General features: G+C 36.4%; 13 protein-coding genes and 1 pseudogene. 13 read left to right on the top strand and 1 reads right to left on the bottom strand.

Annotated features, from left to right (window positions below):
- Positions 1-67 precede the first annotated feature (67 nt).
- The 13 genes and pseudogenes from ffh (at position 68) to ACI7T6_RS03895 (ending at position 12,250) form a co-directional block, all read left to right on the top strand.
- Entirely contained in the window at positions 68-1,405 is a 1,338-nt protein-coding gene (gene ffh / locus ACI7T6_RS03955) for a signal recognition particle protein (protein WP_404665101.1), read from the top strand.
- A gap of 27 nt (positions 1,406-1,432) precedes the next feature.
- On the top strand, positions 1,433-1,777 hold the full coding sequence (gene rpsP / locus ACI7T6_RS03950; protein ID WP_404665100.1) for a 30S ribosomal protein S16: 345 nt from the start codon (positions 1,433-1,435) through the stop codon (positions 1,775-1,777).
- An 11-nt stretch (positions 1,778-1,788) separates the two neighbouring features.
- A pseudogene (gene trmD / locus ACI7T6_RS03945) lies at positions 1,789-2,448 on the top strand (tRNA (guanosine(37)-N1)-methyltransferase TrmD); the annotation flags it as partial.
- Between the two features lie 26 nt (positions 2,449-2,474).
- On the top strand, positions 2,475-2,870 hold the full coding sequence (rplS, locus tag ACI7T6_RS03940; protein WP_404665099.1) for a 50S ribosomal protein L19: 396 nt from the start codon (positions 2,475-2,477) through the stop codon (positions 2,868-2,870).
- Positions 2,854-3,528 (top strand): ribonuclease HII, encoded by a 675-nt coding sequence (locus ACI7T6_RS03935; RefSeq protein ID WP_404665098.1) that lies wholly within the window; start codon positions 2,854-2,856, stop codon positions 3,526-3,528. The genes rplS and ACI7T6_RS03935 overlap by 17 nt, the downstream gene beginning before the upstream one ends.
- Positions 3,528-4,385: a YicC/YloC family endoribonuclease gene (locus ACI7T6_RS03930; protein WP_404666130.1), complete on the top strand. Its 858-nt coding sequence runs from the start codon at positions 3,528-3,530 to the stop codon at positions 4,383-4,385. Before ACI7T6_RS03935 ends, ACI7T6_RS03930 begins: the two co-directional genes overlap by 1 nt.
- Positions 4,378-4,965, top strand: a complete 588-nt coding sequence (gene gmk / locus ACI7T6_RS03925; protein ID WP_404665097.1) for a guanylate kinase — start codon at positions 4,378-4,380, stop codon at positions 4,963-4,965. The genes ACI7T6_RS03930 and gmk overlap by 8 nt, the downstream gene beginning before the upstream one ends.
- 15 nt (positions 4,966-4,980) lie before the next feature.
- Positions 4,981-5,193 carry a hypothetical protein gene (locus ACI7T6_RS03920; RefSeq protein ID WP_404665096.1) on the top strand — a complete coding sequence of 71 codons (213 nt, stop codon included), beginning with the start codon at positions 4,981-4,983 and terminating at the stop codon, positions 5,191-5,193.
- A gap of 6 nt (positions 5,194-5,199) precedes the next feature.
- Positions 5,200-6,885 (top strand): methionine--tRNA ligase, encoded by a 1,686-nt coding sequence (gene metG, locus ACI7T6_RS03915; RefSeq protein WP_404665095.1) that lies wholly within the window; start codon positions 5,200-5,202, stop codon positions 6,883-6,885.
- A 537-nt stretch (positions 6,886-7,422) separates the two neighbouring features.
- Positions 7,423-8,883 carry a tetratricopeptide repeat protein gene (locus ACI7T6_RS03910; RefSeq protein ID WP_404665094.1) on the top strand — a complete coding sequence of 487 codons (1,461 nt, stop codon included), beginning with the start codon at positions 7,423-7,425 and terminating at the stop codon, positions 8,881-8,883.
- 71 nt (positions 8,884-8,954) lie between these two features.
- Positions 8,955-9,251, top strand: a complete 297-nt coding sequence (locus tag ACI7T6_RS03905) for a transposase (RefSeq protein ID WP_404665093.1) — start codon at positions 8,955-8,957, stop codon at positions 9,249-9,251.
- Positions 9,233-10,087: an IS3 family transposase gene (locus ACI7T6_RS03900; RefSeq protein ID WP_404666129.1), complete on the top strand. Its 855-nt coding sequence runs from the start codon at positions 9,233-9,235 to the stop codon at positions 10,085-10,087. Before ACI7T6_RS03905 ends, ACI7T6_RS03900 begins: the two co-directional genes overlap by 19 nt.
- A gap of 30 nt (positions 10,088-10,117) precedes the next feature.
- A complete protein-coding gene (locus tag ACI7T6_RS03895; RefSeq protein WP_404666128.1) occupies positions 10,118-12,250 on the top strand; it encodes a CHAT domain-containing protein in 2,133 nt (710 codons plus the stop codon).
- A 38-nt stretch (positions 12,251-12,288) separates the two neighbouring features.
- Here the strand turns inward: ACI7T6_RS03895 and ACI7T6_RS03890 are convergent, their stop codons facing one another.
- A complete protein-coding gene (locus tag ACI7T6_RS03890; protein WP_404665092.1) occupies positions 12,289-12,462 on the bottom strand; it encodes a hypothetical protein in 174 nt (57 codons plus the stop codon).
- Positions 12,463-25,781 lie beyond the last annotated feature (13,319 nt).

Here is a 25,781-nt window from a genome sequence, read left to right as displayed (position 1 = left end):
AATACTGATCATCTCTACCTTCTTTCTTGAAGTGGAATAAGTTTTAATATAAAATGATAGGCTCATTATGCTGGGTACTTTAACAGAAAAATTAAGAGCACTAACTTCTCGTCTTTCAGCGCAAAAATCTTTAACAGAAGATAATATTGCAGAAGCTGTTAGAGAGGTAAGACTTGCTCTTTTAGATGCCGATGTCAATTTCACAGTTGTCAGTCAGTTTATAAAACGGGTGAAAGAAAAATCTGTTGGAGACCGTGTATTTAAATCGGTGTCTCCTGGGCAGCAATTCATTGAAATTGTGCATGAAGAGCTCGTGCAGTTAATGGGAAGTGATGATGCAACGCTGCATCTTGAAAAAAAGCCGTCTGTGATCATGCTCTGCGGCCTTCAAGGATCAGGTAAGACAACAACATCTGCCAAACTTGCTCATCTTCTGCAGAAAAAGCCGTATGAGAAAAAAGTGTTAGTAGCAGCTTGTGATCTAGCGCGCCTAGCAGCAGTAGAGCAACTTAAAACGTTATGTGCTTCAATAAATACCCCTTTATTTGCATTAGAAGGATGCACATCCCCTGTTCAGGTTGCAAAAGAAGCGTTAGACAAGGCAGTACGGGAAGGGTTTGATGTTTTAATTGTCGATACTGCAGGAAGGCTGCATATTGATGAAGAGCTCATGCAGCAGCTTGTTGAAATTAAAAGGGCCGTAAATCCTACAGAGATCTTATTTGTCGCAAGCGCGCATGCAGGGCAAGATGCAATATCTACTGCTAAAGCGTTTGATGAAAAGATGGCCATAACAGGAACAATTCTTACCATGCTAGATGGCTCATCAAGATCAGGCTCTGCGATTTCTATCCGGGAAGTGACGCAAAAACCTTTGAAATTTGAAGGGATTGGCGAAAAAATCGGAGACCTTCAACCATTTAGCCCTAAATCGATGGCCGACCGTATTTTAGGCATGGGCGATATTGTGAATCTGGTCCGAAAAGCCAAAGAGGCTTTTCAAGACAATGAAGAGAAAGAGCTTGAAAAGAAAATTCTTAAAGCAACTTTTACCTATGCAGACTACCTCAAGCAGATGAGTAAAATTAAACAGATGGGCTCTTTTAAATCGCTTCTTCAAATGATTCCCGGGATGCCTCAAATTCCTAAACTTGATCAATCTGAAAAGGAATTTAATCAAATTGAGGCGATCATTTTATCGATGACACCTCAAGAGCGAAACGGTAGAGTTGAACTCATCCCATCTAGACGTTGGCGTATTGCCAAAGGAAGCGGCACTTCAGTGGATAGTGTCAATAGACTCATTAAAGGATTTAAGAAAATGAAAGACTTAATGAAGAATCTTCCTAAGAACCCTTTACAAAATCCCTCATCTCTGAAAAAATTTAGCGACTTTTTGGGATAAAAGCTATTAAAGAATGGAGCTTATAACATGGCAGTAAAAATTCGTATGCGTCAACAAGGGCGTAAAAACTATCAAACTTTTAGACTCGTTGTGACCGATATTCGGAACCCACGTGATGGAAAGTATGTTGAGACATTAGGATCATACGATCCTCATAAAAAAGAAAATGCTCTGACTGTAAACGCAGAAAGATTAAGCTTTTGGCTAAGTCAAGGAGCTGAGCTCACTGAGAATGCAGAAAACCTTGTTAAAGGTGTAGCTCCTCAAGTGATCCAAGAGTTCCGTGAGAAGCGCCTTGCGAAAAAAGCGCGTAAAACAGCTCAAAGACGTGAAAAGAGAGTTGCTAAAAAAGCAGATAGCGTAAAAAGCTAAAGCGAAAAAGAATGAGAGTTGATATTCTCTCTCTTTTCCCCTCCTATTTTCATAGTCCTCTTGAAACGAGTATATTGAAAAGAGCTCAGGAAAAAGAGCTACTTCAGGTTGGCCTCATTGACATTCGCACGTTTGCTTTAGGGAAACATGCCAAAGTGGATGATAGGCCATATGGCGGAGGACCTGGAATGGTCCTCATGCCAGGGCCTGTTTGCGAGGCAATTCGGAGTGTAAAGCAAGAGAAGAGTCATGTGATTTATCTCTCACCGCAAGGGACTCCTTTAACTGCTTTAAAATGCCAAGAGCTTGCAAAGAAAGACCACCTCATTTTTTTATGTGGTCACTATGAAGGGATCGATGAGCGTGCTTTAGAAAAAGAGGTCCATGAGGAGATTAGCATAGGAGACTATGTTCTTACCAATGGATGTCTTGCAGCGCTTGTTGTGATAGATGCCATGATACGGTTTGTGCCTGGTGTGTTAGGAAATGAAGAGGCCGCTTTACAAGATTCTTTTCAAGAAGGAATTTTTGATGCTCCTCACTACACAAGACCTGTTGTGTTTGAGGGACTGGGTGTGCCAGACGTTTTAATGACAGGGCATCATGAAAATATTGCTTTCTGGAGGAAAGAGAGAGCAGAAGAAAAGACAAGACGGGTGCGTCCCGATATGGATTTCAAAGATAAGGAAAGTTGAACATGAAACAAAATAAAATCATTCAAGATATTGAAGGGGAATTTCTTAAGAGTACAATTCCTTCCTTCCGAGTAGGGGATACAATCTGTATTCATACCCGCATTATTGAAGGGGAGAAAGAACGTATCCAGATGTTTGCAGGAACAGTCATTGCAAGAAGAGGATCTGGACTTTCAGAAACAGTGGCTCTTTATCGTGTTTCTTACAATACTGGAATGGAAAGAGTGTTTCTTCTCCACAGCCCGCGTATTGCTAAAATCGAAGTGACAAAAAGCGGAGATGTGCGTAAGAGCAAGCTGTATCACTTAAGAGGCGCTTTTGGTAAGGCTGCTAAAGTGAAAGAGAAAATCGGCGTTTCTGCAAAAAAACAAGAGACGAAGGTTGAGGAAAACGCTTAAGGAGACTTGGGATCGCAAGGAGATCATTACTCAGTTTGAGAATGAGGCTCTTTCTCAAGGATTTAAGCATATTGCTGGTGTAGATGAAGTGGGAAGAGGGCCTCTTGCAGGGCCTGTCATTGCTGCAGCTTGTCTACTTCCAGATTATTTTTTTCTTCCTCAGATTAATGATAGTAAAAAACTTTCTGAAGTTAAAAGAGAGGAGCTTTTCTCTCTTTTAACTACTCACAAAGAGATTCATTACGGTATTGGGATCGTGCATCACGATGTCATTGATACCATCAATATTTTGCAAGCCTCGTTTGAGGCGATGCAACAAGCCGTGAGTAGGCTTCCTATTCAGCCAGGATTTATCTTAGTAGATGGAAATGCCCTCCCGCATTTACCTGTGCCTGCAAAAGCAATTGTGAAAGGGGATTTACGTTCGCAATCGATTATGGCAGCCTCTATCATTGCTAAAGTCACAAGAGATCGTTACATGGCCCAAATGGATCAAAAGTATCCAGAATACCACTTTGCGTCTCATAAAGGGTATCCTACAAAAGCTCACATTGAAGCACTGAAGCAGTACGGTCCGTCACCGATTCATAGAGTTTCCTTTGCCCCTGTTAAAAAGGTGCTTCATTCCTTACACATCCCTCAAGAGGAGCACATTTGATGAGAAAAAGTATGACAGGCTACGGAAGAGGCTCTTTAGAAACAGAGCAAGGAAGGTTTGTTTTAGAGATCATCTCTTTGAATCGAAAAGGGTTAGATATCCATCTTCACTTACCTCAAGAGCTTCTTTTTTTAGATCCTGTGATGCGGAAGTGGTGCGCCCAAGTTGCAGAAAGAGGCCATATCACTATCCGGCTTGCTTTTGAGCCTAAAAATCACCATCAGCTAACGCACGATCTTAAAAAAGAGAAAATCAAATGGGAAAGAGTTGCAAAAGATCTTGATCTCTCTGTAGAAGAGATCACGCTCTCTTTTCTGCTATCTCAACACGCTCCTTCTAACACCTCCTCTTTAGATGACGCCTTACTGAAGAGGGGTTTAGAGTCGGTATGGAATATTGCGGCATCGGCTTGGATTTTCATGCGAGAAAGTGAAGGGAATGCTTTAACAAACGATCTTAAAGCAAGAATTGCTTTCATTCAAAAAAATATTCAAGATATTGAGCAAGAACTTCCGTCTGTGATTGAAATGCACCGTATCAAGATCCTCAAAAACCTTGAAGCGTTAAAGATCGAGATGGACAGTGATCTTTTGGCAAGAGAGGCGGTCAGTCAAAGTGCATCTAGTGACATTACAGAAGAAATCACAAGGCTTAAATCCCACCTGGAGCAGTTTTTAAACTATCTAGATACAAAAACTGTGAGCATTGGAAAAACACTTGATTTCTTAGCGCAAGAGATGAATAGAGAAATATCTACACTCATGGTTAAATCAGGCTCTTCTTTGATTGCAAAAATGGGTATTGAAGTGAAAAGCGAGATTGAGAAAATCCGGGAACAGGTGCAAAACATTGAATAACACCTCTCATTCTGGAATTTTGTTTGTTGTGAGCGCTCCAGCTGGCGCTGGAAAAACAACACTTGTGAACATGTTAACACAGGAACTTACCCACATCGTAAGATCGGTATCATCTACAACAAGAGCTCCTCGCCATAATGAACAAGACGGCGTTGATTACCATTTTCTCACCCAGCAGGCGTTTACACAACAACAAGAAGAGGGAGCTTTTCTAGAGTCAGCTACTGTCTTTGGAAACTCTTACGGCACCTCTCAAGAAAGTGTAGATCATCACTTAAATGAGGGGCGGCATGTAATTCTTGTGATTGATACGGAAGGGGCTCTAACGGTGAAGAAAAAGCGGCCTGATGCAGTTTTAATTTTTATTTTGCCCCCATCTCTTGAAGAGCTTAAGAGAAGACTTCTCTTAAGAGGGACCGATTCTTTAGAATCGATTACAAAAAGAGTGGCTGCAGCTCAGCGTGAGCTTGAAATGATTTCTCATTACGATTATCATGTTCCTAATGGAGATCTGTCAGCTGCTTACAATATTTTAAAAAGTATTGTCATTGCTGAAGAAAACCGTATCAAGCCTCTTTAAAACAAGGGAAATATTTTGCAACACGAACATCTAACGAACGAAGCTTTAAAAAAGCATTTTCATGACAATTTTGAGCTCACTCAGTTTCTGATCCAAGCTGCAAGACACCAAATCAAAGCAGGACGTGAAATTTCTCTTACACAGCTCTTAAAAGATGTGCAGAAAAATCCTACGCTCTATGCTCAGCAAATCCAAAACGAAGAAACGAGCGAAAATTTCGAAGAGTAGTTTCTTATGAAAAAGAAGGTTTTGATCACCTCGGCACTTCCTTATGCAAATGGGCAGCTTCACTTTGGTCATATGGCTGGAGCGTATCTCCCTGCAGACTGTTATGCCAGGTTTCAAAGACTTCAAGGTCACGATGTCCTCTACATTTGTGGTTCAGATGAGTACGGAGTTGCGATCACGTTAAGTGCAGAACTTGCTAAAAGATCGCCGCAAGAGCATGTGGATCACTTCCATCATCTTAACCATAACCTCTTTAAACAGCTTCTTTTCTCGTTTGATCACTACTCAAGAACCACTTGGGAAGGGCATCTTCCTACCGTACAACAATTTTTCCTCGATCTAAGAGCAAATGGCTACATCGAAGAAAAGGTGACAGAGCAGCTATTTTCTCAGCAAGATAACAGGTTTTTAGCAGATCGTTATGTGATAGGGACTTGTCCTAAGTGTCACTTTGATCAAGCAAGAGGGGATGAGTGCCCCAAATGCGGCGCTAGCTATGAAGCAACTGATCTTAAAAAACCTCTTTCTAAACTCACAAAAGCGCCTTTATCTTTAAAAGAAACAAAACATTGGTTTTTACGGTTTGATCTTTTAAAAGAGCCTCTTTCTAAGTGGCTTTTAACAAGAGATTGGAAGCCAAATGTGATCAACTTTGCTAAGACGTATGTGGATGATCTTAAACCAAGAGCCATCACACGCGATAGCGACTGGGGAGTGCCTCTTCCGCTTCCTGATACAGAAGGAAAAGTGTTTTACGTTTGGTTTGATGCTCCGATTGGGTATATATCAGCCACAAAAGAGTGGGCACATCAAATCGGAGATGAAGACGCTTGGAAAAGCTACTGGCAAGACCCTAACACCCACTATGTTCAGTTCATTGGAAAAGATAACATTCCTTTTCATGCGGTCTTTTTCCCTGCAATGGTGCTGGGACAAAACACCAACTATCAGTTAGTGAGCGAGCTCCCTGCCAATGAATTTCTCAATCTAGAAGGGAAGCAGTTTAGTAAATCTGACGGCTGGACGATTGATCTTGCAGACTTCTTTAAACAGTTTACAGCAGATCAAATCCGGTATACATTAGCTGCCAATGCTCCTGAGACACAAGATGCAGAGTTTACTTGGAAAGATTTTCAACTCCGCTGTAATTCAGAACTCCTCGGTAAATACGGCAACCTTTCTAACCGCATTCTTGTATTCTTACAAAATAAATGTGAAGGTATCATACCGTCTCATGCAGTAGATAGTGACTTCATGAAGATGTTACATGATAAGGTTGAAGAAATTAGATTAGCGTATGACACCTATCATCTCCGTAAAGCTGCCTCTCTTATCATGGAGCTAGCACAAATAGGTAATGTCTACTTCGATGCACAAAAACCTTGGACTCTTGCTAAATCAGAAGAAACTTTAGGTAAGATGTATGAAGTGCTGGCAACATGCTTAGAGTGTTTAAAATGTTTAGCGCTCGTCTCTTCTCCCATTATCCCTGAATCTGCTCAGATGCTATGGGAGATGTTAGGAAATACCTCAATACTTTCCAAAGAAGTGTGGGATCAGGTTCTTAGCACGCCTCTTGCTCTGGGTAAAAAGCTCCTCCCTCCTTCTATTCTTTTTAAACGCGTCGAAGATGAGCAAATTAAGCTGGAAGAAGATAAGCTTAAAAAACTCACACAGCCTGTGACTGTTTAGCAAGTTGATGACAACATGAAGCTTCACTCTAAAGAACCATCCTGTAGAGGTTCTTCCTTTTTGGAAAAAAAATTTATGAGAGAATTTTTTCGAGGTAATAGTCCTTAAAAGTCTATGATTTCGAAAGATGAAAAAGAATAGTAATTGTCATGATTTCGCTTAAAGCAAGAGATGGCTCTCCTGTGATCCACCATCTAGTAGAAGTTCCCTTATCTTCTAAGATCAGTTTTCTTCAAACAGGTTCAAACTCGTTACAAAAGTGAGGGACATGGTAGAATAGGTTAACCAATTCAAATTCATTCATTTTTCAACCTTCTTGTTAATTTTTTTCCTGATAAAAAAAATCAACCTTTTAAAGGTTGATTTTCAACAATTTCAGGATTGAAAATATTTATTGGTTAATCCAAAACTGACGTTATTTAATGGTTTATAAAAGAGGTGTGAAATAACCTCCTACATTTAAAATCGAAAAATCTTGATTAAATAAAATTGTGTCCACTAAACTTTGTTTAGCAGGAAAATTAGAGGTTGGTATGTATGTCAATTTCCACAAAGAGCTCAATTCAAGAAGAAGTAGCTAAGATTTCTGCTTCTTTTTCAAGGTTTTCAGATTATAAAGTAAGGATCTCTTCTTTTTTTATTCAAATTCCTAAGATCCTCACAGTAGTTCAAGCTTCCTTACAGCAGAAATTTAGAAGAGAAAGCGATAATGAAGGGAGTATTAAGCTTGGTGATCAAAAAAATCAGGCAAATACATTACAAAATTTATTATTTGAAAACCATGATTTTCTTCCTTTAAGTAAAAGTCTTACCTATTGGATCTCTGTTTTAGGAAGAAGTCCTATTCCTGAAGAACTGCTGAAGCTATTTTTTGAGAGCTCATGTTCTGATCAATCTCTAAAACATTTTAAGGATGCTTTAGATCAGCTAATAGATAATGCAATATTACAATTTCACTCTTCTTCTACTCCAGATTTTAAATGTTATCAAATCGATTTCCACTTGCAAGAGGTTTTCTACTGTCAGCTGAGTAGTGAGTTGCAAAACGATATTTGTGCTATGGTATTACAGGCAACTCAAGCTAAGCTAAATGAGCTCATACAGGATAAAAAGCGTCATAAAAAAGGATTTCATTTTTATCTAGATCACATCATATTTTTCTCAAGAAAAGAGCCATTTAAACTCTTATTAAACTGTCCTCAAAAAAGTGAAATTCTTCTCATATTAGATCGATTATTTGAAGAAGAAGGATTTTATGAGAAAACTATTTCTCAACCTATTCAGGATATGAAATCTCACGGCTCAATAAATAAAGATTTTTATGCTCATATCCAGATAGTTTTAAATGATTTATGTAATGCTTATGCATCTTTAAAGGAATATTCTAAAGTAATTCAATGCTATGAAAAGGAACTAGAGATTGCTCAATTACTTATGGATTCTGAGCTTGAAATGAAAATTTATGGCAATTTAGGAAATGTCTATTCCTCTTTAAGAAAATATGATCAAGCAATTGAATATCACGAAGAGTTTTTAAAGATTGCTTTAGAGATTAAAAATGCATTAGGAATAGGGAGAGCCTATGCTAACTTAGGTAATACCTACTATCTTTTAAGAAAATATGATCAAGCAATTGAATATCATGAAAGAGATTTAAATATTGCTTTAGAGACTAAAAATTTATTGGGAGAAGAAAGAGCCTATAATAATTTGGGAAATGCTTATAACGCCTTAAGAAAATACGACCTAGCAATTGAGTACCATGAGAAGAGTTTAAAAATTGCTCTAGAACTTGGAGATCAAGTAGGACAATGGAGAGCTTATTGTAATATAGGAAATACTTACCTCTCATTAGGTAAACTTTTCAAAACAATTGAGTGTATTGAAAATGGATTGAAAATTATTTTAATTCTTGGGAATCGAGAAGAAGAAGGCCGTGCTTATGCTCGATTAGGAAATATTTATGAAACCTTAAAAGAATCTCATAAAGCAATATAATGGTATGGAAAATTAGGACCACTTTTTAAGGACTTTTAAGCTTATAATCTCCCTAAAAAAGGAGATAGAAAATGCCTAAAAAAAGACGAGTTCATTCAGCTGAATTTAAGCTTAAGGCCGTCATGGAGATCTTAAAAGGTGAAAAAACAATGGCTCAGTTAGCAGGAGATTTAGAAGTCCATCCTTTACTTCTGTCTAGCTGGAAAAAGCAGTTTTTAGAAGAAGGACCTAGAATCTTTGAAAAACGATCAAAAAGCTCTGGGGAGTCTCTCCTAGAGACAAAAGAAAAAGTAGAGCTTTTTGAACAGATCGGCAGGCTAAAAATGGAAGTGGAGTGGCTTAAAAAAAAATTAAAGATTCTGACTTAAGTGAAAGACGGAAGCTTATAGAGCCTTCAACTAAGTGGTTATCTCAGCGAAGACAATGCGAACTCCTGAGTGTAAACAGGTCGGGATTATACTATAAGCCACAGGAGCCCTCAGCAGAAGATCTTCTTCTGATGAGGGCGATTGATGAAGAGTACCTTAAGCATCTCTATTGTGGAAGACGGCGAATGGCGATCGCTATGAAACATCAGGGGTTTAATATAGGACAAAAAGCTGTTAGAACAGCTATGCAAATGATGGGGTTAGAAGCAATTTACCCTAAGCCAAATTTAAGTATAAGCAGTAAGAAGTTCAAAAAGTTCCCTTACTTATTAAGAAATAGGGTGATTGATAAACCAGATCAAACATGGGCAGCAGATATCACCTATATCCCTCTATTAAAAGGGTTTGGGTATCTATTTGCGATCATTGATTGGTTTAGTAGATACGTGATTGCATGGGAACTTTCAAATGTCCTTGATACAGAATTTTGCCTAGAGGCTTTACAAAGAGGGTTAAAGAATAGATCTCCAGAGATTTTTAATACAGACCAAGGCGTGCAATTTACAAGCCTTAAGTTTACAAATCATTTAGAGAAAAAGGGGATTAAAATCAGCATGGATGGGAAAGGAAGAGCTCTGGATAATGTATTTGTAGAGAGGCTCTGGAGAAGTGTTAAGTATGAAGATATTTACCTCAAAGGATACGAAAGCTTAAAAGAGGTGAAGGTTGGACTGAAAGACTACTTTAACTTTTATAACGAAGATAGGCCTCACCAAGGACTTAAATATCAGACACCATCAGCAGTCTACTTTGGGACAAGCAAAATAGAGAAATAACAACTGAGATTACTAGCTTAGAAAACTGCAATTTTTGGTCTTGACAACCCGTACCACTTCACAATTGAGTGCAATAAAAAGCACCTAATCATTAGTCAAGAGCTTGGTGATCAGATACAGGAAAGTATAGCTTATGCCAAATTAGGAACAGCCTATCGCTATTTAGGAGAGTTTCATAAGGCAATTGAATGCAATAAAAAATATTTAATAAATGCTATAGAGCTTAGAGATGAAGTAGGAAAAGGAAAGGCTTATAATAGTTTGGGAATTGCTTATGATGAGTTAGGAGAATCTAATAAAGCGATTGAGTATTACGAGAAGAGTTTAGAGATTGATCAAAGACATAGGGATCGAGAAGGATTAGGTAACGTTTATGGTAATTTGGGAAATGCTTACCATAGGTTAGGAAACTACGATAAAGCAATTGATTATCATAAGATGCATTTAGCGATTACCTTAGAACTTAAGGATCAATTAGGAGAGGGTAGGGCCTCTTGTAATCTAGGAAATGCTTATCACAGATTAAGGGAGTATTCTGAAGCAATAAAATATCATCAAAATGATTTAAGAATCGCTCTAGAATGTGAAAATAAAGCGGCTGAGGGGAGGGCTTATTGCAATTTAGGTAATATCTATCATATTTTAAAGAAGCCATATAAAGCCATTGAGCATTATGAAGGAAAATTAAAGATTGCTTTAAATCTTGGGGACCGAGTGGGAGAAGGGATTACTTATGGCAATTTGGGAAGTGTGTATCATGATTTAGGTAAATATTCCCAAGCAGAAAAGTGTTTTCTTAAAGGCATTGAAATCGCCGCCTCCCTACAACAGGATGCAAAAAAAGCTAAGTGGCAAGTGACACTATTTGAGCATTGGTCAAGGTCTTATATAGGCTTAGAAAAGACATTTTTGTTACAAAGTAAAAATAGAGAAGCGTTAGAGATTTCCGATAAGAGGCGCTCTAGAGCCCTCTCTCAACTTTTGTATAAAAAAAATTTATTCAATGAGAGTCAAATAAAAAAATTTGATGCTCTTCTATTTAAAGATGTACAGGAGTTAGCAGGTAAGCTTGAGACGGTTTTTATTGTCTACTCTCTTTCTTCTCTAAATGATAGTAAGTCTATTAAGAGTTGGATAGTTTCTGCTAAAGGGGACTCTCCTCAAACTATTACACTTTCTATTCCAGATAATATTTTTACTCAGTTAGATCAAATTTTCAAAATGTTTCCTTATAAAATTGAAGAAAAACGGCCTAAAAGAGGGGAAAAACATCCCAGTCAAATCTTTGATGATAAGCTCACGTCTTGGTATGACATTTTAATTAAACCTTTAGAGTCTTACCTTCATTCTAAAGATTCTACAGAGACACTTACCTTTATTCCTGATGGATTTTTAGCTCACCTTCCATTTGGAGCATTTTATGATACACAAGAAAAAAAGTATCTTATTGAAAAATATCCGGTTACAGTAGCTCCTTCTATTCAGGTGCTCTCTCTTCTAGATCAACTTCCAAAAGTATCTTCTCAACAAGTGCTATTAATGGGAAATCCCACAACGCCAAAAGCAGTAGATAACAAGCTAAAATACTCTGAGATAGAAGTTCGTGATACTATTGCTCCGCTGATGGATAACTTTGATCAACATATACTCACTCAAAAAGATGCAAATATAGAGAATATTTTTAAATATGCCCCTCATTCTAGATGGATTCATATTGCAGCCCACGGAATGGCTCAGCAAAAACCGCCAGATGACCCTCACTCTGTTTTTGAAGGGTTTTTTAAGTTAGCCCCTGATGAAACGCATCCTTTAGGAGAGCTTCATGCAAAAGAGGTGAATAAACTCGCAATCAAGGCTGATCTGGTCTTCATGAGCGCCTGCCATTTAGGAAGAGGAAATCTTCAAAAAGAGGGTAGCATTGGTCCAATTTGGTCATTTCTCGGAGCTGGAGCTAGATCAACAATTGCTAGTTACTGGCCACTACCTGAAGGAGGCATGACAGTTAAGATGGTAGATACATTTTATAAGCATTATTTAGGAAAAGATACTCAAAAGCTTAATAAAGCCAAGGCGCTACAGCAAGCCGTTCTTATGGCAATGGAAACAGAGCGGGATAAACCGCGTCAATGGGGAGCTTTTTTCTTATCAGGACTGATAGAATGAATCCATTTAGTAACCATGACTTTAGATTTTATCAAGCATCATTCCGTAATATCATACCCAAGCTTAATAAATGACTTCGTTGTTTTGTCTGTCACTTGAGCCAAATTCCACTCTCCCTTGATTTTGATTTTTTTAATGTGAGATAAACAGATCAGTAAATCATGGAGCGAAAATTCTGATAAAAGTCCTTTTCCAGAAAGAAGTTTTAACATATGCCATTAAGCCAGGAGGACAAGATCATTAATGAATCCACCCTTCCATAGCGTGATGATTTTACATATAGGTACGGGTTAGCTTGAAGTGTATTTTTAAACGCATCAAAGGCGGTTTCTATATCCATTCGAGATTTATAAATTTCAAAAGGGGTTTTAACCGGGATATTTGTAAAAGAGTAAAGGTTCCAAAGATACAAGATTTTTGATAAAAATCTTGTATTAAAAGCTCTTCTTCTTTAAAAGTTTCAATACGATTTAAGTATGATTCTTCTTCTACTAACTTAAGTTTATCATCTAGGAATGTATAGAGGGTTTGGCCTGACTGATGCGTTGCTATCGTACAAAATATATACTGTTCTTGGAACTTAAAATAGTGGTTAAGCCCTTCTTTCCCAGCTTTTTGAAAAGAAGTGTAATCGATTATTTTTTAATTAAATTTTTATGAGGTTAGAGATGGATGTATCTACTCAGGTTTTAACTCAGGCGGGACTCACGAAAATTCCTCTGGATGCTTCTTATTCACCAGGCCATAAAACACGGCTTTATTTTTTTTCTGATCAAACGCCAGAAGGTGTAGCCAGAGTTCAATTAATATTTGAATTAGAAACTAAAGAAAAAAAATACAATGGAATGATTGATAAGTTATTTCAAGAAATTAAAATAAATTCTTATCTTAAAAAAGTTGATAATGTTTATAACTTAATATCAGAGAAAGAGGCTTTTGAATTACAAAAAATAGCAAATACAAAAAAAGGCTACAATGTTGCCTATATGAATGTGCCAAGCAATAAAGAACACTATACTCAAGATATTTTAGATAAGCACTATCAAGCAGTCCAGCATCATCAATATCGTTTAAAAATAGCTCAGGAAAATCAAGACATAAGAGAAGAAGGGATCATTTATAGCGAGTTGGGAAATGCTTACTTATCTGTAAAAAATCCTCATGAAGCGATCAATTGCCATAACCAACATTTAAAAATTGCTAAAACGTTTAAAGATCAGATAGGAGAGGGAGCAGCTTATTGTAACCTAGGAAATGCTTATAAGTCTTTAGGAGAGCTCTATCAAGCAATTGATCAATACAAAAAATATTTAAATTTAGCTGAGCATCTTAGGGACTCTACAGGAGAGGGAAAGGCTTATAGCAATCTAGGAGATGCTTATTACGAGTTAAGAGAATTTAATCAAGCAGAAGAATGTTATAAAAAATATTTGGAGATTGCCCAATCTCTTCAAGATTATATGGGAGAAGCAAGAGCTTCTAGTGACCTAGGAACTGTTTACAGCTCTTTAGAAAAGTATCCTCAAGCAATATTTTTTCATAAAAAACATTTAAGTCTTGCTAACGAACTTAAAGACCTAAGAGGAGAGGGGATGGCTTATGGCAAATTAGGAAGCATCTGTTTTAAATTAGATGATATTCAACAAGCGATAGAGTATCACGAAAAAAGTTTGACAATTGCTTTAAAGCTAGAAGACCGAGTAGGGGAGGGAAGTGCTTACCGTGATTTAGGAAATAGTTATCACTCTTTAGGAAAATATCTTAAGTCAATAGAATTACAAAATAAATATTTAAAAATTGCTTTAGAGGTTCAAACTCAACAAGGAATAGGAGACGCTTATCATAATTTAGGCAATACCTACTACACTTTAGGAGAGATGCATAAAGCAATTGAGCACTATGAGAAGCATTTAATTATAGCTCTTCATCTTAAAGACCAAGAAGGAGAAGGAAAGGTTTATGGTAGCTTGGGAATTGTCTATGATGATTTAGGTGAGTTTACAAAAGCACTTGAGTATCATGAAAAGCACTTGGCTATTGCTTTAGCACTTAACAGTGAAGTCACACAAGGGCAAGTGTACTGCGCTTTAGGAAATGTTTATGACTCTTTAGGTAAATACCAAAAAGCTATTGATTATCATAGAAAAGCCTTACAGATTACACTAAAATTTAAACAGCGTTTAGGAGAGGGAAACTCTTATTGCAATCTAGGAAATGCTTATTATTCTTTAGGGAAGTTTTATCATGCGATAAAGTGCTATGAGGAGCACTTAAGTATCGCTTTAGAACTGAATAATGAGGTTGAAAAAGCGAGAGCTTACGGTAATTTAGGAAGTATACATCGTCATTTAGGTGAGGATAGTAAAGCAGAAGAATATTTTCATAAAAATATTAACGTTGTAGCCCATCTTCAGCAAAATTTAAAAGAGTCGCAGTGGCAGGTGACATTTTTTGAGCAGTGGTCCCTCTCTTATATAGCACTTGAAAGAATGTTATTATGTCAAAGCAGAAATGAAGAAGCATTAGAGATTTCTGATAGGAGACGCTCTAGAGCTCTCTCTTCTCTTCTTTCTCAAAAACTCTTCTTAAAGCAAAATCTAGATTCAGTGCTTTCATTTCAAAAGATGCAGGAGCTAGCTAAAAAACTCCATACGGTTTTCATTGTTTATTCTCTTGCCTTCTTTAATGCAGAGGATTTATCTATTCGCGCTTGGGTCCTTTCGTCTAAGGATAAACCCCTTCAATCGGTTATCCTACCTATTGCAGAAGATACTTTTTCACAGGTAGATCAAATTTTTAAAACGTTTCCCTATCAAGCGGAAATTAAACGTCCTAAAAGAGGAGAAAAGCAACCCAGTCAGCTCTTTGATGAAAAGCTCTCTTCTTGGTATGACATTTTCATAGCTCCTCTAGAGACTTATCTTCCCTCTAAAGATTCTTTAGAGACACTAACCTTTATTCCCGATGGCTTTTTAGCCCATCTTCCTTTTGGAGCATTTTATCATGGAGCAGAAGATAAATATCTTATCGAAAAATATCCGGTTACAGTGGCTCCTTCTATTCAAGTGCTCTCTCTTCTAGATCAATTTCCGAACGCATTTTCAGAGCAAGCTCTTTTAATGGGAAATCCCGCAACGCCAATAGCAGCAGATAATAAGTTAACATATTCTGAGATGGAAATACGTACTACCCTTGCCCCATTGATGAATCACTTTGATAAACATGTCCTCACTCAAAAAGAGGCAACTATAGAGAATATCTTTAAATATGCTCCTCATTCTAAATGGATTCATATTGCAGCCCACGGAATGGCTCAGCAAAAACCACCAGACGATCCTCACTCTGTTTTTGAAGGGTTTTTTAAGCTAGCCCCTGATGAAAAGCATCCCTTAGGAGAGCTTCATGCTAAAGAAGTGAATTCACTTGAGCTCAAAGCCGATCTTGTTTTTATGAGTGCCTGCCATTTAGGAAGAGGCAATCTTCAAAAAGAGGGAAGCATTGGTCCAATATGGTCATTTGTTGGAGCTGGAGCTAGATCAACAATTGCCAGTTACTGGCCACTCCCTGAAGGAGAGATGACAGTTAAGATGGTTGATACATTCTATAGGCACTATTTAGGGATTAAAACTCCAAAACTTGGTAAAGCCCAGGCATTGCAGCAAGCAGTGTTGATGGCAATGCAAACAGAGCGAAATAAACCCCGTCAATGGGGAGCCTTTTTTCTATCAGGATTGATGAGGTGATGCGAGGTTGTTATTCAAGATGTATGTCTTTTAGCTGCAATAAGATAGAGTGTTAATAGATGGTATAGCAGATAGTAAAAAATGTTATAACTTGATCAAGAAATGCGATAAAGAGCATCCCTGCTCTTTCAAAAAAGGAGCGATTATTCATATTAATTTTTCCTATAGCAAAAAATGGATCCTATCCATAAAAAAATGAAAATACAGTTATTTTTTAATTTACAAAGCTATTTTAACTGTTAGAAGAATTTTTATTCTCGGCTATGTCATATACTCATTTCAGGATTAAAAAATATTGACTAAATATAGATTTATGCTTAGTGTTCAATGATTTATTGAAAGCATGAGGAGTTAAAGATGGGAATTTCTACAAAAAATTTCAAGGAAGCAGGACTAGCTAAGATTTCTTTACCTTATTTTAATCTCTTCAATCAAAAAATTAAGGTTTACTCTCTTCTGAATCTAACTCCACAGACTATTATGAAGGTTCAAGAAGTGTTACAGCATAAGCTGAAGAAAGGAAGAAAATATGAAGGAAATATTCTCCATTTAGATCAAGAGATTCAAGCCCATCCCTATCTTTTAGAAAAAGGAAATATCTTTAAGTTAATTTCAAAAGAATATGTTTTTCAACTGCAAAATAAACAAGATTCATTACAAGAAATATCGAATAAGGACAAAGATTGCAATATTCAAGATAACCAAGTAGCAAGGAATCCAGATCGATCTATCAATTTTGTAGAAGAGTCTTATAATATGATACAATTTTTCAAAAAAGAATTGAAAATTGCTTTGGAGCTTAAAGACCAACTAAGAGAGGGGGATGCTTATCTAGATTTAGGAAATGCTTATTGTGATTTAAAAGAGTGTAGTAAGGCAATCGAATACAGTGAGAGAGCTTTAAAAATTGCTTTGGAACTTAAAGACCAATTAAGAGAAGGAAAGGCCTATAGAAATTTAGGAAATGTATATTACGATTTAAGTGAATACAGTAAGGCAATCGAATACTATGAGAAGGAATTAGAAATTGCTTTGGAACTTAAAGACCAACTAAGAGCGGGGGACATCTACTTCAATTTAGGAAACGCATATTGTAATTTAGAAGAATACAGTAAGGCAATTAAATATAATGAGAAGGCTTTAAAAATTGCTTTGAAGCTTAAAGATCAACTAAGAGAAGGGGATATCTACTTCAATTTAGGAGATGCATATTGTGATTTAGATGAGTATAGTAAGGCAATCGAATACTATAAAAAATCTTTAAAAATTGCTTTGGAGCTTAAAGACCAACTAAGAGAAGGGGATATCTATTTCAATTTAGGAGATGCATATTGTGATTTAGATGAGTATGGTAAGGCAATCGAATATTATAAAAAATCTTTAAAAATTGCTTTGAAGCTTAAAGACCAATTAAGAGAAGGAAAGGCCTATAGAAATTTAAGAAATATATATTATGATTTAAGTGAATACAGTAAGGCAATCGCATACGGTAAGAGGGCTTTAAAAATTGCTTTGGAGCTTAAAGACCAACTAAGAGAAGGGGATATTTATCTAGATTTAGGAAATGCTTATTGTGATTTAAAGGAGTACAGTAAGGCAAGTGAATGCGGTGAGAAAGCTTTAAAAATTGCTTTAGAGCTTAAAGACCAATTAAGAGAAGAAAAGGCCTATAGAAATTTAGAAAATGCTTATTTTAATTTAGAGGAATACAGTAAGGTAATCAAATACTCTGAGAAAAGATTAGACATTGCTTTGGAACTTGAAGATCAAGAAGAAGAAAAGGATATTTATAGGTGGTTGGGATTGATGTATTCTGCTTTAAGGGAACACAGCAAGGCAATTGAATACTCTGAAAAAGGATTAGAAATCGCTTTAGAGCTTGAAGACCAAGAGGGGGCAAAGGATGCTTACAGCTATTTAGGATCCATACACTCTAATTGTAGTGAGTATAGTAAGGCAATCGAATACTATGAGAAGGCGTTACAGATTGCTCTAGAGCTTGAAAATAAAGAAGAGGTATTCATTGCATATAGCGATTTGGGAGATACGTATTATGAATTAGGTGATTACAGTAAGGCAATCGAATGTTATGAAAAGAAATTAGAAATTGCTTTGGAGCTTGAGGACAAATCAGGAGAAGGAAAGGCCTATGAAAATTTAGGAAGCGTATATTCTATTTTAAGGGAGTATAGTAAGGCAATCGAATACTATGAAAAGGCGTTACAGATTGCTCTAGAGCTTGAAAATAAGGAAGAAGAAGGCCTTACCTATAGTGATTTGGGAGCCACTTACTATAATTCAAGTAATTACACTAAGGCAATCGAATACTATGAAAAAGCATTGAAAATTACTTTAGATCTTAAAGATAAAGTGAGAGAAGAAGAAGCCTATCGCAAATTAGGATATATATATTTTATTTTAAAAAAATACAGTAAGGCAACCGAATACCATGAGAAGAGCTTAGAAATTGCTGTACAACTTGAAGATCAAAAAAAAGAAGAAGCTTATTACAATTTAGGAATAGGGTATCAGAATTTAGGTGATTACAGTAAGGCAATCGAATGCCATGAGAAGGGCTTAGAAATTGCTGTACAACTTGAAGATCAAAAAAAAGAAGAAGAGGCTTATTACAATTTAGGAATAGGGCATCAGAATTTAGGTGATTACAGTAAGGCAATCGAATGCCATGAGAAGAGCTTAGAAATTGCTGTACAACTTGAAGATCGAAAAAAAGAGGAGCGCTCTTATTACAATTTAGGAAATGCATATTATGCTTTAAGAGATACTCGAAAGGGAATTGAGTGTTATAAAAAGGTTTTAAAGATAGCTATAGAGCTTAAAGACCAAGAAAGAGAAGAGAATGCTTACAGTAAACTAGGAGATGCATATTTTGAATTAAGGAAGTATCTTAAGTCGATTGATTGTCATGAAAAATCTTTAAAGATAGCTATAGAGCTTAAAGATCAAGAAAAAGAAGGAGCGGTTTATGGTAATTTAGGAAATGTACACTATGGACTAGGTAAATATCACCAGGCAATTGAGTATTATAAGAAAGAATTGGAAATTTCTTTACTTCTTAAGAATCAAAAAGAAGAAGGGCGTGCTTATTGCAATTTGGGAGCTTCGTATGAGAGTTTAGGTAAGTACAATGAGGCGATTGAGTACTATAAGAAAATATTAAAGATTTCCCTGGAACTTAAAGATCAACGGCTGGAAAGAGCAACTTATTGCAATTTAGGAATAACTTATGAGAGTTTAGGAGAGTCTTACAGAGCTATTGAATGCTATGAAAAGGATTTAAAGATTTCACTAGAACTTAAAGATCAAGTAAGAACGGCGGAAAGTTATAATCATTTAGGAGATTCTTATCTTAGTTTAAAAGATTGCTTTAAGGCAATTGAATACTATGAGAGGGCATTAAAGATCGCTCTAGAATTTAAGAACCAAGTGAAAAAAAAGGAAACTTACAGTAATTTAGGCTGTGCGTATTGTGAGTTAGGCGAGTACCATAAGGCAATCGAGTTCCATGAGAAGCATTTAAAGATTGCTCTAGATCTTAAAGATCAATTAAGTGAGGGATGCGCTTACGGTAATTTAGGAAATGCTTACTATTGTTTAGGAGAGGACTATAAAGCACTCGAATACTATAAAAAAGCTTTCAAAATTGCTAAGGAGCAGGATAGCTCAATACAAGATGAGTTAGTAACGTATCCGAGTTTAGGAAAAGTATATAATCGCTTAGGAGAGCGTGATAAAGCAGAAGAAAGCTTTCATCAAGGTATTAAGGTTTTAGAGGTTCTTCAGAGAAACACAAAAGAGACCCAATGGCAAATAACTTTATTTGAGCGATGGTCACATTGTTTTGAAACATTTGAAAAAATATTATTATTACAGAACAGAAATGATGATGCGTTAGAGGTGTCTGATAAGAGAAGATCCCGAGTTCTTTCTTCTCTTCTTTCTCAAAAACTCCTCTTAAAAGAAAATCAAGGTTCATCTTTTTCACTTCAACAAATGGAAGAGTTAGCTAAACAGCTTCATACGTATTTTATTATTTATTCCCTTGTACCTTTTAAGAGCACAAATATGACTATTCATGCTTGGGTCATTTCTTCTGATGGAAAGCCTGTTCAATCAATTTCTTTGCCTATTCCGAGCCGGTGTTTTTTAGAGTCAGATCAAGTTTTTAAAAATTTTCCATATAAAACTGAAATCAAACGTCCTTTAAGCAATAGAAATAACATCAGTAATACTTTGGGCGAAAAAACCTCCAGTCAACTCTTTGATGAAAAGCTCGTTTCTTGGTATGACCTCTTAATTACTCCCTTAGAATCTTATTTTCCTTTACCAAATTCTGGAGAAGTTCTCACATTCATTCCCGATGGATTTTTAGCTCATCTTCCATTTGGAGCGTTTTACAATACAAAGCAAGATAAATATTTGATTGAAAAGTATCCGATTTCCATAGCGCCGTCTATTCAAGTACTCTCTCTTTTAAATCAGTTTCCTAAGGTATTTTCTAATCAAGCTCTTTTAATCGGTAATCCTAAAACTCCCGTAAAAAGACAGAATAATTTAACACATTCTGAGCTAGAGGTTCGTGAGGTTGTAGCACCTTTAATGCATACTCCTGATGATAACGTACTCACTCAGGAAGAAGCAACAGTGAAGAATGTCTTTAAATACGCTTCTCATGCCAGATGTATTCACTTTGCTTGTCATGGAATAGCAGACCAAAAGCCGCTAGATGATCCTTATTCTGTTTTTGAAGGTTTTTTTAAGCTAGCCCCCGATGAAAAGCATCCCTTAGGAGAGCTTCATGCTAAAGAGGTGAATTCACTTGAGCTAAAGGCTGATCTTATTTTTATGAGTGCCTGTCATTTAGGAAGAGGCAATCTTCAAAAAGAGGGGAGTATTGGTCCAATATGGTCATTTCTTGGAGCAGGAGCTAGGTCTACAATTGCCAGTTATTGGCCACTTCCTGAAGGAGAGATGACAGTTAAGATGGTTGATACATTCTATAGGCACTACTTAGGGATTAAAACTCCAAAACTTGGGAAAGCCCACGCATTGCAGCAAGCAGTGCTGATGGCGATGAAAATAGAGCGTAAGAAACCCCGTCAATGGGGGGCTTTTTTCTTATCAGGGCTGACTGAGTGAATTGAGTGACGGTGTTATTTAGCATATGCTCTGAAGTTAGGCTAACTTATTGCATAAAAAACAATCTATTCAATAATTAATAATATGGATTTTTTTATTCCAAGTGTTATTTTATTGAAATAACAGAAGGTTATGAGTGGAAATTTCTACAAAAATCCTAACAACAGCTGGATTTATTAAGTTTTGTAAGCTTTCTTCTAGCTCACAAGAGCTTAAGATGAGGCTGTATTTATTAATAGATCAATCTCCACAGGGCATTAGAGAAGCTTGGTTAGCATTAGAACAAGAGCTTTCTAAGGGAAGGCATTATCAGGGGAATATCAACGCATTTCATCAAGAAATTTATGTTAAACCGTATCTTTTAAAAAAAGGAAACCACCTTAAGTTAATATCAAAAGAATTTTTTCATATACTAAAAAAACAAGCTTCTCATTCAATACTAATTGATCAAGATGAATCACAAAAAATAGAGACTAATTCACGAGATGACAGCATAAAAATTTTGATGAGATGCAAGAACTCAATCACGAAGATTGAGAAGAGGTATTCTTGTAAAGTAAGTAGACCTCTATTATCTTGGATTTCAGTCCTAGGGCAAGAGCCTATTTCTGAAAAATTACTACAAGAGGGGTTTCGATACATATTTCCTAACCGGAATATCTTGGATTTTACCTATGCTCTAAAGAACCTAATTCAATATTCACTGCTAAAAGAATGCCCTTCTTCTGATTCTAAGTTCTATCAGATAGATTCTCTACTACAAGAAGCTTTATATAGAGAGCTTTGTTTTCAGGTGAAGATACATCTATGCATGATAGCGTCGGATCTCGTGTTTTCAGAAGTAAGAAAACCTAAACAGGATCAAAGCCTTTCAAAACAAGAACTTCATTGCTATTTAGAGCATGCTCACGCTTTATTGAGCCGGGAGCCTATGGAATTAACATTAGATGATATGACTGAAAATGAACTTCATCTAGAGTTAGGGCTCCATTTTTATGAAGAAAAAAATTATGAAAAAGCCTTTATACAGCTGAGCAAAACTCGGGAATCTCAATTAACAGCAACTAAAAATTACTCTCCTCATACCTCAAAAGTTTTAAATTGTTTAGGGAATTGCTATGAGTTGTTAAAAAATTATGAAAAAGCCATTGAGTATCATGAAAAGGATTTGAGTAGAGCCCTAGAATTGAATGAGCATAAAGGACAAGCAACTGCTTATACTAACCTTGGTAATGTTTATAGATCTTTAGGGGATTATCCTAGAGGTAAGTTTTATCATGAAAAAAGTTTTAGAGTCACTCAAAATATCAAAAATTCTTTCCCAAGGAACCAAGATTATTGCAATCTTGGAGCCTCTAACTTCTCTTCAGGAAATTTTTCAGAGGCATTAGAAAATTATCGTCACGGGTTAAGGATTGCTCAAGAGCATCAAGATCGAGAAGGAGAAGGATTTGCCTATAGCGGACTTGGTAATGTCTATATCTCTATCCAAGATTATGAGAAAGCAGAAATATATCATCAAAAACACTTAGAAATAGCTGAAGAGCTGAATAATGAAGAGTGGAAAGGATTAGCTTATGGGCACTTAGGTTGTGTCTACCTTTCTACAGGAAAGATTGACTTAGCCCTTAAGTATCATACAAAATGTCTTCATATTGCCAGGCTACTTAAGAATAGCGAAATGGAAAGCAAAGCTTATGGAAACTTAGGACAAACTTACCGCTTTTTAGAGATGTATACTGAAGCAGAAAATTGTTTATATCGCAGTATTGAGATTGCTTCTATTTTTCAGCAAAAGATCAAAGAGATTCAATGGCAAATAACAATATTTGAAGAATCATCAAAGGCTTATTTGTGGCTAGAAAGAGTTTTAACATCTCAGATTAATCCCTTGAAGGCTTTAGGGATCTCAGATGCTAGACGGGCCCGTGTGCTTGGTTCTTTAATATTCAAGAGGCTTCTGCCTTTAAAGGAAAAGAAAGCCTCTTTTCCTGTCGCTCTATCCTTTCAACAAATGAAGCTACTAGCTAAGAAACTTCATACAACATTTATTATATACTCTCTAGCACCACTACAAGAAGAGCAAAAATATATTCAAGCTTGGTTGATTTCTTCTAAAGAAGAGCTCTCTACTCAAAATCGGCTTGCTTTTTCAGGAGAAGAATTTGAGCTTCCTGACAAAATCTTTGAAAATTTTCCCTATAAAATGGAAATTAAACGGCCTACAAAAAATCAAAAGCAGTCAGGTATGCTCTTTGAAGAAAAGCTCATGTCTTGGTATGACATTTTAATCAAACCTCTACAGCCTTACCTCCCTTTACCAGATTGTGGAGAAACGCTCACTTTTATTCCTGATGGCTTTTTGGCACATCTTCCCTTTGGAGCTTTTTATCATAGGGAGAGGGATCAATATCTGATTGAAAAATATCCGATTTCAATAGCACCATCTATTCAAGTGCTCTCCCTTTTAGACCAGCTTCCTAAGGCATTTTCTAATCAAGCTCTTTTAATAGGAAATCCTACAACTCCTCATGAAAAAGAGAATCAGCTAAAATATTCTGAGCCAGAAATCCGTGAGGTCATAGCACCTTTAATGCCTGTCTCTAACTATAATGCATTCACTCAGAAAGAGGCGACAATAGAGAATATCTTTAAACATGCTCCTCAGGCTCGTTATATTCATTTTGCTTGTCATGGGATAGCTGGAGAAAAGCCGCTAGATGATCCTTATTCCATTTTTGAAGGGCTCTTTAAATTAGCCCCTGATGCTAAGCATCCCTCAGGATATCTTCATGCAAAAGAGGTGAATTCACTTGAGCTAAGCTCAGACCTTGTTTTTATAAGTGCTTGCCATTTGGGAAGGGGTAATTTACAAAAAGAGGGGAGTATTGGTCCAATATGGTCTTTTCTAGGAGCTGGAGCTAGATCTACAATCGCCAGTTATTGGCCGCTACCTGAAGGAGACATGACAGTTAAGATGGTTGATACATTTTATAGGCACTATTTAGGCATTGAGACTCCTAAGCTTGGTAAAGCAAAAGCCCTACAACAGGCAGTGCTTATGGCGATGAAAACAGAGCGCAATAAACCTCGTCAATGGGGAGCTTTTTTCTTATCAGGACTTGCTGAGTGAATCAGTTGATGAAATATAAAAAATAAATTTATATAACAATGAAGTGTGTTGTATTCGCACATTGGCAAGGTAAAGAAATGAAGTGGATAATATCTCTTCTTCGTTTTATGTACTTTATCTGGTAAGAGGTTTTTAACACGTCAGTTCTATATCAAGAAAAATAAACAATATAGTGCATCCAACCGATCATTAAGAGAGCCTATACAACTATATATATTTTTAATTTAAGATGTTTTGTAGCGATCCTGGCCTTAGAAGTCAAAAATAGATTGATTAAATAGCATGTTTTATAACATATTCTATTTTTTCTTAATAAGAAGGAGCTGCTTATGGGAATTTCTACAAAATTACTCACAAATTCAGGGTTAACGAAAATTCACCTTAATTTTTCAAGTTCTTTAAGTCCAAAGAACCGGCTTTATTTTTTCCCAAATCATACAACAGAAACTGTCGCAAAGGTTCAATCAGCATTAGATCAGGAGCGTTTAAAAGGAAGGAGTTATGAAGGATCTCTTAGCCAATTAGATCAAGAGATTCAAGTAAAGCCGTATCTACTCAAGCAAGGAAATATCTTTAAACTCATTTCAAAAGAAGAGGCTTGTGTATTACAAGAAAATGATATTCACATTCCAGAAAGTAAGTGTCCTGATCAACCGGCTAGATTGGCGATTCGTCTAAATGACAGTTGTCCTTTAGAGATTACGCATTTTATGGAATATATCTCTTTACTTGGAAATTGGCCTATTTCTGAAGAATTATTAAGGAGGGTATTGCAAAATTTATATCCAGAAGAGTCTTCTATTGATTTTAGCTCAATCTTGAAAAAATTAACCGAAGTATCTCAACTCCAATCCACTCCTTCTTTTATCCAAAATTTTCCTTGTTATCAAATGCATCCGCAATTTCAAGAGGCTCTTTATAATCAACTCTCCTCTGTAAAGCAGCAAGAAGGATATGAGGTGATATGGAAAGTTATCAGATCTTTACTGAACCAGCTGATACAAGATCAAAATCGGTATGAAAAAGGGTTTTATTATTATGTAGAACGGAGTATTTTTCTCTTAAATCATGCCCAGGTGATATTGAATCAAGGGCAAAGGGATGAAATCATTCTTCTCTTAGATCAGACACTTCATAAGGAAACCAGCAACTTTTCAGATATATCTCCGCAAATCCAATCTTTGGAATCGCAATTTCTAACGGATGGGAGTTCTTACGAACATGCTAGAAGAGTGTTGTTTGAGCTCCGTAATGCTTATAGTTCATTAGATGAGCATCATAAATTGATCAAGTGCTATCAAAAAGAGCTAGAGATTGCTCTTGAGTTAAACGACCTTAAGGAAGAAGGAGTCATTTACTCACGTTTAGGAAACGCCTATCACCTTTTAAGAGAGTTTCATCAAGCAATTAAATATCATAAAAGTGCTTTAAAGATTGCTCAGCAGCCTAAAAACTCTATAGGAGAAGCCATAATCTATAGCAACTTAGGAGAGGC

It is taken from the genome of Rhabdochlamydiaceae symbiont of Dictyostelium giganteum (assembly GCF_964291045.1).
Classification (GTDB): Bacteria; Chlamydiota; Chlamydiia; order Chlamydiales; family Rhabdochlamydiaceae; genus PALSA-1444.
Note: the sequence above shows the minus strand (reverse complement) of the source record. Positions and strands in the feature narration are given on the sequence as shown.